This is a genomic window from Nonomuraea sp. 3N208 (assembly GCF_052245935.1).
GTDB lineage: Bacteria > Actinomycetota > Actinomycetes > Streptosporangiales > Streptosporangiaceae > Nonomuraea.
Genome location: NZ_JBQQBR010000090.1, coordinates 1 through 14,716, shown reverse-complemented (window position 1 = coordinate 14,716; position 14,716 = coordinate 1). Strand labels below are relative to the sequence as shown.

Below are 14,716 nucleotides of genomic sequence, written 5' to 3'. Positions count from 1 at the left end.
CGGCCTGCGCCGCAACGCCCTCACGCGTCTTGGCCGACAGCACCCACGGCACCACCGGCAACCCCTGGCCGGGCTCATCCTCCTGCGACGGAGCCTCTTCCAGCACCACATGCGCGTTCGTCCCGCTCATGCCGAAAGACGACACGCCGGCCCGGCGCGGTTCGCTGTCCGCGGGCCAGGGGCGGGGCTCAGTCAGGAGCTCCACCGCGCCCGCCGACCAGTCCACGTGCGGGCTGCGCTCATCGGCGTGCAGGGTGGCGGGCAGGACGCCGTGGCGCATGGCCATCACCATCTTGATGATCCCGGCCACCCCGGCCGCCGCCTGCGCGTGACCGATGTTCGACTTCACCGAGCCGAGCCAGAGCGGCCGGTCCTCGGACCGGTCCTGGCCGTAGGTGGCGATGATCGCCTGGGCCTCGATCGGGTCACCCAGCGGCGTCCCCGTGCCGTGCGCCTCCACGGCGTCGACCTGGACGGGGGCGAGCCTGGCGTCGGCGAGCGCCTGCCGGATCACCCGCTGCTGCGAAGGACCGTTCGGCGCCGTCAACCCGTTGCTCGCACCGTCCTGATTGACCGCCGAGCCACGGACGACCGCCAGCACCGGGTGCCCGTTCCGGCGCGCGTCCGACAGCCGCTCCACCAGCAGGACGCCGGCGCCTTCCGCGAGCGCCATGCCGTCGGCCGCGGCGGAGAACGCCTTGGACCGCCCGTCCTTGGCGAGCGCGCGTATCCGGCTGAAGCCGATGAACCCGCCGGGCGTCGACAGGACGGCGACGGCACCGGCCAATGCCAGTGAGCAGTCGCCGTTCCGCAGCGCCCGCACGGCCAGGTGCAGCGCGACCAGGGAGGACGAGCAGGCCGTGTCAATCGTGACGGCGGGACCCTCCAGCCCCAGCGTGTACGAGATGCGCCCGGACACCACGCTGGTGGCGACGCCGGTCATCAGGTATCCCTGCAGCTCCGGCGGCGCCTGCGTCATCATCGTGAGGAATTCGGGGCTGTTGGCGCCCACGAACACCCCGGTACGGCTGCCGTGCAGCGCCGCCGGGTCGATACCGGCCCGCTCGATGGCCTCCCACGACGTCTCCAGCAGCAGCCGTTGCTGCGGGTCCATGGCCGTGGCCTCGCGCGGCGAGATCCCGAAGAACGACGCGTCGAATTCCGTGGCGTTCCCCACGAACCCGCCCTCCCTGACATAGGAGGTGCCGAAGGCGTCGGGGTCGGGGTTGTACACGGACTCCAGATCCCAGCCGCGGTCGTCCGGGAGCCCGGAGATGGCGTCGGTCCGGCCGGAGACGACCCGCCACATGTCCTCGGGGCTGTCGATGTCCCCGGGGTAGCGGCACCCGATGCCGATGATGGCGATCGGCTCGTGGTCCTTGTCCTCGGCCGCCTGCAGCCGCTTCTTGCTGTCGTGGAGCTCGGTCGTCACGCGCTTCAGGTATTCGACGAGCTGCTCTTCTGTCGCCATGTGTGTTGCCTTCCTAGCCGTCGGTGACGCCTGCTCAGGAGAGTCCGAACTCGTTGTCGATGAAACTGATGATCTCGTCGGCGGTAGCCGCTTGGAGCTGGCCGGCCACGTTGCCGGCGGCGGGATCGGGCTCGTGGTGCCGTTCTCTCCAGGAGAAGATCAGGCGTTCGAGCCGGGTGGTGATCTCCCCGGCGGTGTCGGTCTCCGCCGCCATGACGGCCAGCTGGGCCTCGATGCGGTCGAGCTCGGCCAGCAGCTGCTGCTCGGCGCTGTGCGCGGGCGGCGCCAGCTCTTCCAGCAGGTGCCCGGCCAGCGCGGCGGAGTTCGGGTAGTCGAAGATCAGCGAGGCCGGCAGCCGCAGGCCGGTGACGGTCTTGAGCCGGTTGCGCAGCTCCACGGCGGTCAGCGAGTCGAAGCCGATCTCCTTGAACGCCCGTGCGGGTTCGACCGCCTCGGGCGCCGCGAAGCCGAGCACTGCCGCCACGTGGCCGCGTACCAGGTCGAGCAGCATCGGCAGGCGCTCTGCCTCGGGCAGGGCGGCCAGCCGGTCGGTGAGGGAGTCGCCCTGCGGAGTCTCGGCCACCAGCACGCGGCGGGCGGAGATCCGTACCAGGCCGCGGAACAGCGGGTGGCCGAAGCCCTTCGCGGCGCCGGCACGCAAGGTGGCGAGATCGAGGTGGATCGGGACGAGCCCCGCCTCGTCCAGGTCGAGCGCCCGGTCGAACAGGGCGAGGCCCTCGTCGAGGGCGAGCGCGCCCATGCCGGAGCGGCTCAGCCTGCTCAGGTCGGCCTCGTCCAGGTGGCCGGTCATGCCGCTGCCGCTCTGCGGCGACCACAGGCCCCAGGCCAGGGAGGTGGCCGCCAGCCCGCGGGCGCGGCGGTGCGCGGCGAGCGCGTCGAGGAACGTGTTCGCCGCGGCGTAGTTGCCCTGCCCGGGGCTGCCGAGCACGCCCGCGGCGCCCGAGTACAGGACGAACTGCGCCAGATCGAGATCGGCGGTCAGCTCGTGCAGGTTGACCGCCACGTCGACCTTGGGGCGCATGACGGCCTCGACGCGCTCCGGGGTGAGCGAGGAGATCATCCCGTCGTCGAGCACGCCTGCCGTGCTGACGACCCCGGTCAGCGGGTGCTCGGCGGGGATCCCGGCGAGCAGCCCGGCGAGGGCGTCGCGGTCGGCGGCGTCACAGGCGACGACCCGTACGGTGGCGCCCAGCCCGGTCAGCTCCTCCTCCAGCGCCGCCGCGCCGTCGGCGGCCGGGCCGCGCCGGCCGGCCAGGACCAGGTGCCGCACGCCGTGTTCGGTGATCAGTCGCCGGGCGGCGAGTGCGCCGAGCGCGCCGGTGCCGCCGGTGATGAGCACGGTGCCGTCGGGGTTCAGCGCGGGCGGCGCGGTCAGCACGACCTTGCCGATGTGGCGAGCCTGCGCGACGTGCCGGAACGCGTCGGGGGCGCGGCGGACGTCCCAGGTGCGGATCGGCGGCAGCCGGAGCGCGCCCCTGGCGAAGAGGCCGACGATCTCGGCGAGGATCTCGCCCGTACGTGCGGGGTCGAGCTGGGTGAGGTCGAAGTTCCTGTACCGCACCGACGGCAGCTCGGCCGGGTCCCGTACGTCCGTCTTGCCCATCTCGATGAAGCGCCCGCCGGGCCGCAGCAGCCCCAGGGAGGCGTCCACGAATTCGCCGGCGAGGGAGTTGAGCACGACGTCGACGCCGCCGCTGAAGGTTTGCGCGAACTCGAGCGTACGGGAGGAGGCGATGCGGTCGGCCGGCACGCCGAGCTCGCGTACCGCGTCCCATTTGCCCTCACTGGCGGTGCCGTAGACCTCGGCGCCCAAGTGCTGCGCGAACTGCACGGCCGCCGTGCCGACCCCGCCCGCCGCGGCGTGCACCAGCAGCGATTCGCCGGCCTGGAGACCAGCCAGGTCGACCAGGGCGTGGTAGGCGGTGATGAAGGCGATCGGCACCGAGGCCGCCTCGGCGAACGACCAGCCGTCGGGGACGCGGGCGAGCATCCGGTGGTCGGCGACCGCCTGGCGGGCGAAGCCGTCGACGATGCCCATCACCCGGTCGCCCGGCGCGAACGCGGTGACGTCGTCCGCCACCTCGGTGATCACGCCTGCGCCCTCGCCGCCCATCGGCGCGTCGCCCGGGTACATGTCCAGGGCGATCAGCACGTCGCGGAAGTTCAGCCCCATGGCTTCGGTCCTGATGCGGACCTGGCCGGGCGCGAGCGGCGCGGTGGCCGCGGGCAGCAGGGCGAGGTCGTCGAGGGTGCCGCGGCTGGTGACGTCCAGCCGCCAGTTCGCGGCCTCCGCGGGCGGGACCAGCGCGCCGCCGGCTCCCGGGCGGGCCAGGCGGGGTGTGTAGGCCGCGCCCTTCCGCATCGCGAGCTGGTTCTCTCCCGCCGCCAGCGCGGCGGGCAGCATGCGGTACGAGTCCGCGTCGCCGTCCACGTCGACGATGACGATCCGGTCGGGGGTCTCCGACTGCGCCGATCTGACCAGGCCCCAGATCGCGGCGTCGGCCAGGCCGGCCACCTCCTCGTCCGCCGTGGCCGCGACCGCGCCGTGGGTGAGGAGGACGAGCCTGGAGTGCGGGAAGTCCTCCTCGGCCAGCCAGATCTGCAGCAGCTCCAGCACGTGGCAGGTCCGGTCGCGGACCGCTGCGGCCATGTCGCCGTCCGACCGGCCCTCCAGCGGGACGACCACCCAGTCGGGCACGGATCGGGTGGCGAGGAGCTCGGCCAGGGTGTCGTGCGCCATGGCGTCGGTCCCGGCCGAGTCCGGCCAGGAGCCGATGACCGCCCACCGCTGCTCCTCGGCGGGGTCGCCGACGGGGACCGGGGCCCATTCGAGGGTGTAGAGCGAGTCGTCCGCGGCGGCGCGGGTCTCGGTGCCGAGGTCGGTGGGCAGCGGGCGCAGGATCAGCGAGCCCACGTCGGCGACGGGCACGCCGGTGGTGTCGGTCACGGCGAGCGTCACCTGGTCGGCGTCGCGGGACGTGAGCCGTACGCGGATGGCGGTCGCACCCGTCGCGTGCAGCCGCACGCCGGTCCAGGTGAACGGCATGCGCGGCCCGTCCTCGGCGGTGGCCGCGTTGAGCGCCAGGGTGTGGAGCGCGGCGTCGAGCAGCGCGGGGTGCAGCCCGAATCCGCCGGTCTCGGTGCCCTCCGGCAGGGCGACCTCGGCGAACAGCTCCTCGTCGCGCCGCCACACGGCCTTCAGTCCCTGGAAGAGGGGGCCGTAGCCGAGCCCGGCCGCGCCGAGCCAGTCGTACAGGCCTTCGAGCGGGATCGGCTGGGCGCCCTCGGGCGGCCAGGCGACCGTCTCCTGCGTAGGCGGCGCCGTGGTGCCCGGGGCGAGCACGCCGATGGCGTGGCAGGTCCACGGGTCTTCGCAGCCCCCGCCGTCGGGGCGGGCGTGGACGGTGAGCTGGCGCCTGCCGTCCTCCTCCGGCGCACCGACGGCCAGCTGGAGCTGGACCGCCCCGCGCTCGGGCAGGGTGAGCGGGGCTTGGAGGGTGAGCTCTTCCAGCAGGTCGCAGCCGGCCTCGTCGCCGGCTCTGACGGCCAGCTCCACGAAGGCCGTGCCTGGCAGGATCACCTGCCCGTTGACGGCGTGATCGGCCAGCCACGGGTGCGTCTTCAGTGAGAGCCGTCCGGTCAGCAGCACGCCGTCGGCGTCGGCCAGCGGGACCGCCGCGCCGAGAAGGGGGTGTCCGGCCGCGCCTACCCCGGCGGCGCCGACGTCGCCCGCGCTCCCGCTGCGCTCCTCGAGCCAGAAGTGCTGGTGCTGGAAGGCGTAGGTGGGCAGGTCGACGATCAGCGGGTCGGCGGCGGCCAGCGCCTGCGTCCAGTCGACGGCCACGCCGTGCGCCCACAGCTCGGCCGCGCTCGTCCACAACCGGCGCAGGCCGCCGTCGTCGCGGCGCAGCGTGCCGCAGGCCACCACCTCGTGACCGGCCTGCTCGGCCGTCTCCTGTACGGCCATGGTCAGCACGGGGTGCGCGCTGGCCTCCACGAACCGCCCGTGGCCCTGCTCGATCAGCGCCCGCACGGCCGGCTCCAGCCACACTGTCCGCCGCAGGTTCTCGTACCAGTAGGCGGCGCCGGCTTCGGTGCCGTCCAGCCAGGTCTCGCGGACGGTGGAATACCAGGGCACGTCGCACATGCGCGGGCTGATCGGAGCCAACAGGCTCGCGATCTCCTCCTCGATCGCCTCCACATGCGCGGAATGCGAGGCATAATCCACCTCGATCCGCCGCGCCCGCTCACAACCGGCCAGCAACTCCTCCAAAGCCTCCACATCACCAGAGACCACCGTGGAAGACGGACCATTGACCGCGGCGATCGAAATCCGCCCCTCCCACCGCTCCACCAGAGCGGCCACCTCACCCGCCGGGAACGGCAACGACGCCATACCACCCCGACCCGCCAGCGCAGTGATCGCCCGGCTCCGCAACGCCACCACCCGCGCCCCGTCCTCCAACGACAGCGCACCAGCCACCACCGCAGCAGCGATCTCCCCCTGAGAATGACCCACCACCGCATCCGGCCGCACCCCCAGCGAACGCCACACCTCCGCCAGCGACACCATCACCGCCCACAACACCGGCTGCACCACATCCACCCGGTCCAACCCAGCCCGATCACGCAACACCCCCGTCAGCGACCAGTCCACAAACGGCGCCAACGCCGCCTCACACTCCGCCATCCGCGCCGCGAACACCGGCGAAGCCTCCAACAGCTCCACCCCCATACCAAGCCACTGCGACCCCTGACCGGGAAACACCAGCACCGTCTTGCCACCTGAGGCGGCCACACCAGAGATCGGCTCAGCCAACCCCGCCAGCAACTCCTCCCGATCACCACCCACCACCACCGCACGATGATCAAACACCGACCGGCCGTTCAACAACGACCAGCCCACATCGGCAGGATCCTGCTCAGGATGCGCCCGCACCCACTCCGCCAACCGCCCGGCCTGCGCCGCAACGCCCTCACGCGTCTTGGCCGACAGCACCCACGGCACCACCGGCAGCTCGGTCGCCGTCCTGGGCTCCGGCTCGACGGCCGGTCCCTGCTCGATGATCACATGGGCGTTGGTACCGCTGATCCCGAAGGACGAGACGGCGGCACGGCGTGGATGCCCGTTCACCGACCACGGCCGCGCCTCGGTCAGCAGCCGCACGTCGCCCGCCGACCAGTCCACGTGCGGCGACGGCTCGTCCACGTGCAGGGTCTGCGGCAGCGTGCCGTGCCGCATGGCCATGACCATCTTGATGATCCCGGCCACCCCGGCCGCGGACTGGGTGTGGCCGATGTTCGACTTGATCGAGCCGAGCCAGAGCGGCTGCTCCCGATCCTGGCCGTAGGTGGCGATGATCGCCTGGGCCTCGATCGGGTCGCCGAGGGTCGTGCCCGTGCCATGGGCTTCGACCACGTCGACCTCGGCAGTGGACAGCCCGGCGTTGGCCAGGGCGTGCCGGATCACCCGCTGCTGTGAAGGACCGTTCGGCGCCGTCAACCCGTTGCTCGCACCGTCCTGATTGACCGCCGAGCCCCGTACCACCGCCAGCACCTGATGCCCGTTGCGCTCGGCGTCCGACAGTCGCTCCACCAGCAACATCCCGACGCCCTCCGAGAGGGCGAACCCGTCCGCCGCGCCGGCGAAGGGCTTGCACCTGCCGTCCCTGGCGAGCGCGCCCTGCAGGCTGAAGCCGATGAATCCGAGCGGGGTGCACATCACCGTGACACCGCCGGCCAGCGCCAGGTCGCAGTCGCCGTTCCGCAGCGCCTGCACCGCCATGTGCAGCGCCACGAGCGACGACGAGCACGCCGTGTCCACCGTCACCGCGGGACCTTCGAGGCCCATCACGTACGCGACCCGCCCGGAGACGATGCTGCTCAGCGTGCCGGTGACCAGGTGGCCCGCGGACTCCAGCGGGATCTGGTCGGAGTGGCGGCCGTATTCCTCGTAGGCCGCGCCGACGAACACGCCGGTACGGCTGCCACGCAGCGAACCGGGGTCGATCCGGCCGTGCTCGATCGCCTCCCACGAGGCTTCCAGCAGGACCCGCTGCTGCGGATCCATGGCCAGGGCCTCGCGCGGGCTGATGCCGAAGAACTCCGGGTCGAAGTCGGCGGCGCCGGCCAGGAAGCCGCCTTCGCACACGTAGGAGGCGAGCGGAGCGTCCGGGTCCGGATCGTAGATGCCCTCGACGTCCCAGCCGCGGTTGCCCGGCATCGGCGTGATCGCGTCCCCGCCCTCGGCGACCAGCCGCCAGAGGTCGTCGGCGTTGCTCACGCCGCCGGGCATGCGGCAACTCATCCCGACGATCACGATCGGGTCGTCGGAGACCGGCCCGCGGCCCCCGCCCGTGGTCTCGATCTCCGCCCGCGTACCCAGGACCTCGTCGCGGACCAGGCCCGCGAGCACTTTGACGTTCGGGTAGTCGAAGACCACGGTCGCCGGCAGCCGCACACCCAAAGCGGCGTTGAGCCTGCCGCGCAACTCGACCGCGGTGACCGAGTCGAAGCCGAGATCGCGGAAGGCCCGATCCACCTCCACCTCGGCGGGCTCGTATCCGAGCACGGCGGCCACCTGCTCGCGTACCTCCGCGATCAGCAGCCGCTCCTGCTCTTCCGCGCTCAGCGGGAGCAGCTTGGCGTGGAGTTCGGAGGACTCTCCGGTGGCTTGCGCCTCGCTCTCGAGTGCCTCCAGCGTCTCGGGCACTCCGTCGAGGAGCGGGCGCCGCCGTGAGGCGGTGAAGACCGGGAAGAACCGTGCCCAGTCCACGTCGGCGATGACCAGGTTGGTCTCGTCGTCGTCCAGCGCCTGCCGGAGGCCGTCGACGGCCATGCCGGTGTCCATGTACCTGACGCCGGTCTTGCGGGCGTCGTCCTCGCTGAGCAGAGTGGTCATCCCACCGCCTGCCGAGTCCCAGAATCCCCAGGCGACGGCCGTGCCGGGAAGACCGCGGGAGCGGCGATGCGCGGCGAGCGCGTCGAGGAAGGCGTTGCCCGCGGCGTAGGCCCCGTTGTGCGCGCCGCCCCAGACTCCGGCCCCGGACGAGAACAGGACGAAGGCGTCGAGCGGTCCGGTGAGGAGCTCGTCCAGGTTGGCCGCCCCGACGATCTTGGCCTGTGTGGCCTGGGCCAGCTCGTCCTGCCCGAGCCCGGTGATCGGCTGGATGTGCGGGACGCCGGCGGTGTGGAAGACCGACCGGATGGCGCCGCCGGCGGACTCGACCTCGCGGAGCAGCGCCGTGAGCGTGTCGCGGTCGGCCACGTCGCACCTGGCCACGGTGACCCGCGTGCCGAGCTCTTCGAGCTCCGCCACGAGCTCGGCCGCGCCGGGCGCGTCGGGGCCGCGCCGGCTGGTGAGCACGAGGTGCTCGGCGCCGCCGCGGGCCAGCCACCGGGCGACGTGCGCGCCCAGGCCGCCGGTGCCGCCGGTGATCAGCGCGGTGCCGCGGGCCTGCCAGCGCCCGTCCGATCCCGCGGACGTTCTGGGCGCGCGGGTCAGTCTGCGGGCGAAGACGCCGGAGGCGCGGATCGCCAGCTGGTCCTCGTCCCCGATCCCGGCGAGCACGCTCACCAGCCGGGTCAGGATGCGCTGGTCGAGCGTCTCGGGCAGGTCGACGAGGCCGCCCCAGCGGGCCGGCTGCTCCAGGCCGAAGACCCTGCCGAGGCCCGCGACCGCGCCCTGCTCCGGATTGCGTACCGGATCGACCCGGCTGACGCTTTCGGCGCCGTCGGTGGCGATCCAGAGCGGCGCGTCCACGCCGGCGGAATCCATGGCCTGGATCAGCGTCACCGTCTGCGCCAGGTCTCCGTAGAGTGACAGCACGCCGGCGACCGGCTCTTCGCCGCGCGGCTGCGCGGCGAAGTCGTGCAGGAGCTCGCACCGGGCTCCGTGCCGTTCGAGCGCCTGTACGACGGCCGCCGCGTCATCGGCGCGGTCCGCCGGGACGATGACCCGCCAGTCGCCGGACAGCGCGGGCGGCTTCCCGCCGGGGATGGTGACGGGCGTCCAGGTAACGCGGTAGCGCCAGGAGTCGAGCACGTCCTGGTCGCGCCTGCGCCGCCGCCAGGACGACAGCGCCGGCAGGATGGCGGCCAGCGGGGAGCCGTCCTCGATGCCGAGCGTGGCGGTGAGCGCGGCGACGTCCTCACGCTCCACGGCCGCCCAGAACTGCGGGTCGACGGAGCCGTCGCCCTGCTCGGCCGTCGCGGCCCCGGGCATGAACCAGAAGCGCTTGCGCTGGAAGGCGTACGTGGGCAGGTCGACGCGCCTGGGGCAGGCCTCGGCGAAGTACGCGTCCCAGTCGATGGAGACACCCCGGCAGTGCAGCTGGCCGAGTGCCTCCAGGAAGGCGCGGCTCTCGTCGCGGTCCTTTCTGGCCGGGGTGACGAACACCACGGCGTCGTCACCGTCGAGCGTCTGCCTGGCCAGGCTGGTGAGCACGCCGTCCGGGCCGACCTCCACGAACACCGTGGCGCCGCCGGCCCGGGCGGTGGTGACGGCGTCGGCGAAGCGGACGGCCTGCCGGACGTGGTCCACCCAGTAGCCGGGATCGGTGAGCTGCCCGGCCTGCGCCTTTTGTCCGGTCACGTCGGAGATGATGGGTATGGACGGCTCGTGGTAGGTGAGTGACTCGGCGACCTGCCGGAACTCCTCCAGCATCGGCTCGATCAGCGGCGAGTGGAACGCGTGCGACACCCGCAACCGCCGCGTCCGCACGTCGACCTGCCGCTCGATCCCGGCGATGGCCTCCTCGTCACCGGAGACGACCACCGCGCCGGGGGCATTGACCGCGGCGATCCCGGCCCGGTCCGTCAGGCCGTCCAGCAGCGGCATTACCTCCTCCTCCGTCGCGGCGACGGCCAGCATCGCCCCGCCTGAAGGCAGCGCCTGCATCAGCCGCGCCCGCGCGGCCACCAGCGTGCACGCGTCGTGTAGCGAGAGCACGCCCGCCACGTGGGCGGCGGCGATCTCGCCGACCGAGTGCCCGGCGAGGACGTCGGCCTGGACGCCCAGCGAGGTCAGCAGCCGGTGGAGGGCGACTTCGAAGGCGAACAGCGCCGGCTGGGTCATCCCCGTCTCGTCCAGCACCCCGTGGGGGTCGGTGAACATCACGTCCTGTACGGGGTGCGGCAGCAGGGGATCCAGTACCTTGCACACGTCTTCGAGCGCGTCGGCGAACACCGGGAACGCCTCGGCCAGCGCGGCCCCCATGCCCACCCGCTGGCTGCCCTGCCCGGCGAACAGGAAGGCGAGCTTGCCGCCCGCGCCGGCGCCCGTGACGGTCCCGGGCGCGACTCCGCCGTCGGCGAGCGCCTGGAGACCGGCCAGGAGCTCGTCCCGGTCCTCCCCCACGACGACCGCGCGCCGGTCGAGGACCGCCCGGCCGGTCGCGAGCGACCAGCCCACGTCGGCGACCCGCAGCTCCGGCTGCTCGCTCGCCCACTCCTTCAGTCGGCCGGCCTGTGCCGCCAGCGCCTGCGCGTCCTTGGCCGACACCACCCAGGGCACCAGCGGCAGGTGCAGGCCGTCCGGCCCGGCGTCGGCCTGCTCGGCCGGCGGCTCTTCGATGATCAGGTGGGCGTTGGTGCCGCTGAAGCCGAAGGCCGAAACGGCGGCGCGGCGGGGCGCCTCGCCGCGGTCCCACGTCTTGGGCTCGGTCAGCAGCTCGACGGCGCCGGCCGACCAGTCCACGTGCGTGGACGGCTCGTCCACGTGCAGAGTCCGCGGCAGCGTGCCGTGCCGCATGGCCATCACCATCTTGATGACGCCGCCGACACCCGCGGCGGCCTGGGTGTGGCCGATGTTCGACTTCAACGAGCCCAGCCACAACGGCCTGCCGTCCGGCCGCTCCTGGCCGTACGCGGCGAGGAGCGCCTGCGCCTCGATCGGGTCGCCCAGGGTCGTACCGGTGCCGTGCCCCTCGACCGCGTCGATCTGCGAGGGCGACAGCCCGGCGTCGGCCAGCGCGTCCCTGATGACCCGGATCTGGGAGGGGCCGTTCGGCGCGGACAGCCCGTTGCTGGCGCCGTCCTGGTTGACCGCGCTGCCGCGGATGACCGCGAGCACGCGGTGCCCGTTCTCCTGAGCGTCGGAGAGGCGTTCGAGCAGCAGCACGCCGACGCCCTCGCTCCAGCCGGTGCCGTTCGCGGCGTCGGCGTAGGACTTGCAACGGCCGTCGGCGGACAGGCCCCGCTGCTGCGAGAACTCGATGAACGTGTTCGGGGTCGCCATCACGGTCACGCCGCCGGCCAGCGCCATCGAGCACTCGCCCCGCCGCAGTGACTGCGCGGCCAGGTGCAGCGCCACCAGCGACGACGAACACGCGGTGTCGACGGAGACGGCCGGGCCCTCGAGGTCGAGCGCGTACGCGACCCGGCCGGAGGTGACGCTGCCGAGCGCTTCGGCGCGGAAGTAGTCGTGGTACATGATCCCGGCGTAGACCCCGGTACGACTGCCGCGCACGGCGGCCGGGTCGATGCCCGCCCGCTCGAACACCTCCCAGCACGATTCCAGGAACAGCCGCTGCTGCGGATCGGTCCCGAAGGCCTCACGCGGGGAGATGGCGAAGAATCCCGCGTCGAAGTCGGCGGCGTCGTAGAGGAACCCGCCCTGCCGGGCAGTGGTCGTGCCCGGATGGTCGGGGTCCGGGTGGTACAGGTCCTCTCGCCAGCCGCGGTCGGCCGGGAATTCGGAGATCGCGTCTCCTCCTTCGTCGATCATCCGCCACAGCTCCTCGGGTGAGGTGACCCCTCCCGGATAGCGGCAGCTCATGCCGATGATCGCGATCGGCTCGTGGTCACGCCCCTCGATCTCGCGGAGCTGCCGACGAGTTTGGGCGAGGTCGGCCGTGACCCGCTTCAGGTAGTCCCTGAGCTTGTCTTCGTTTGCCATCGGAATAAACCTTTCTCAGCCGGCGCGCCTGTCAGGAGACTTCGAGCTCGTTGTCGATGAAGGCGAACATCTCGTCGTCGCTGGCAGCCTCGATCTGGTCCGCGATGCCGGCTTCGCCGCCGGAACCGTTGAGGCCCGACAGGACCTCCTTGAGCCGCGCGACGAGCCGGTCGCGCACGGTGCTGTCCTCGGTCATCCGGGCCATCGAGGTCTCGATGGTGTCGAGCTCGGCGAAGAGCCGCAGGATGCCCGCCTCCTCGTCCTCGGCCCCGTCGAAGTGCCCCATGAGGTACTCGATCAGCTCGGCCGAGGTGGGGTAGTCGAAGACCAGCGTGGCCGGGAGACGTAGCCCGGTGACGGTGCTGAGCCGGTTGCGGAACTCGACCGCGGTGAGCGAGTCGAAGCCGAGATCCTGGAACCGGCGCTGGGGGTCGATGGCCGACGCGTCGGCGAATCCGAGCACGGTGGCCACCTGGCCGCGGACGAGGTCGGACAGCGCCGACTCACGTTCGGCCGGCTCCATCGCGGCCAGCCGGTCGGCGAGCCCGTCGACCGCGGCCGCCCGCCGCGGAGCGTTGTTCCTGGCCTGTACGAACCGCGCCGCCACCAGCGCCGCCCGGTCGGCCCGGAGACCCGCGTCGAACAGCGACAGCCCTTCCGCGACGGACAGCGGCTTCAGCCCCATACGTTCCATCCGGCGCAGGTCGGCCTCGGTGAGCTCCTGGGTCATACCGCCCGCGTCCCACAAACCCCAGGCCAGCGAGACCCCCGGCAGACCCCGCGCCCTGCGGTATTCCGCCAGCGCGTCCAGATAGGCGTTGGCCGCCGAGTAGTTGCCCTGGCCCGGACCGCCCAGCACCCCGGCCAGCGACGAGAACAGGACGAACGCGGACAGGTCCAGCTCCTGGGTGAGTTCGTGGAGATGCCAGGCGGCGTCGGCCTTCGGCCCCATGACAGTGTCCAGGCGCTCGGGTGTGAGGGAGGGGATGATCCCGTCGTCCAGCACTCCGGCCGTGTGCACCACACCCGTCAGCGGGGTCGATGCGATCAGCCGGGCGAGCGCGCCGCGGTCGGCCACGTCGCAGGCCTCGACGGTGACGTCGGCGCCCAGCTCGGACAGCTCGGCCACCAGCTCGCTCGCGCCCGGGGCGTCCGGTCCGCGCCGGCTGACCAGCAGCAGCCGCCTCACGTCGTGTGCGGTGACGAGGTGGCGCGCCACTAGCGCGCCCAGCCCACCGGTGCCGCCGGTGATCAGCACCGTGCCTTCCGGCCCGAACACCGGCCCCTGCTGCTCCTCCGGTACGGCCACGCGGGTCAGTCGCGGCACCCGGATCTCCCCGGCCCGCACCGCGAGCTGGGACTCCCCGGTGATCAGCGCCTGCTCGACCAACTGCTCCGGTACGTCGCCGTCCAGGTCCAGCAGCACGAACCTGCCGGGCTGCTCTCCTTGAGCGGCCCGCACCAGGCCCCACACCGCCGCCTGCGCCGGACTCGGGACGTCGTCCTGAGCGGCCGCCACCGCGCCGCGCGTGACGATGACCAGGCGGGACGAGGCGAACCGCTCCTCGGCCAGCCAATCCTGGACCAGCGTCAGCGCGTGGTGCACCCCGCCGAGCGCCTCGACCAGGACGAACTCCGGAAGCGACCCGTTCAGCTCGGAGAGCGCGCCGAGCGACACCCGGCGCGGCGCCTGAGCGGCGGGCCTGGGCGGGACGGCGCTCCACTCGAGGTGGTGCAGGTTCTGGCCGGCGGTGGTGGTCAGCTGCGCGGTGGACAGGGGCCGCAGCGTGAGCGCCTCGATGTCGGCCACCGGCACGCCCGTGCCGTCCGCGATGGCCAGCGAGATGGCCGGCGACGATGGGGAGGACGTGGCATCGGTGGTGGCCTTGATGCGGAGGCTGGTCGCTCCGGTCGCGTGCAGTGACACCCCGGACCAGGCGAACGGCAGGAACGGCTGACCCGGCTCCACCGCCGGGAGCAGACCGCCGAGAGCGCTAGCGTGCAGTGCCGCGTCCAGCAGGGCCGGGTGCAGCCCGAACCGGGCCGCCTCGGCATGCTCCTGCTCCGGCAGCGCGATCTCGGCGAACACCTCACCCGGCCGCGCCCAGGCACGCACCAGCCCCTGGAAGATCGGCCCGTACTCCAGCCCGATCTCCGCCAGATCCTCATACAACTGCTCGACCTCGACCGGCGCCGCACCCGCGGGCGGCCACTGCACCACGTCAAAGCCGGGCACACCATCCTCGGCCGCCAGCACCCCATCGGCATGCCGCACCCACGGCTCGGCCGCCCCCGAACGGGAGTGGATACTCACCGACCGGCCACCG

At 72.8% G+C, this 14,716-nt stretch carries 3 protein-coding genes; all 3 read right to left on the bottom strand.

Going from position 1 to position 14,716, the window contains the following annotated elements:
• Positions 1 to 1,471 (bottom strand): type I polyketide synthase (locus ACTWPT_RS58695; protein WP_443186248.1); only part of this gene is annotated, 1,471 nt, incomplete at its 3' end.
• Between the two features lie 34 nt (positions 1,472 to 1,505).
• On the bottom strand, positions 1,506 to 12,389 hold the full coding sequence (locus ACTWPT_RS58690) for a type I polyketide synthase (RefSeq protein WP_443186247.1): 10,884 nt from the start codon (positions 12,387 to 12,389) through the stop codon (positions 1,506 to 1,508).
• Positions 12,390 to 12,420: 31 nt separating this feature from the next.
• Positions 12,421 to 14,716 (bottom strand): SDR family NAD(P)-dependent oxidoreductase (locus ACTWPT_RS58685; protein WP_443186246.1); only part of this gene is annotated, 2,296 nt, incomplete at its 5' end.

Coding starts and splice junctions, on each gene's coding strand:
- ACTWPT_RS58690 (WP_443186247.1), bottom strand. CDS start 12,389: ATGGCAAACGAAGACAAGCTCAGGGACTACCTGAAGCGGGTCACGGCC.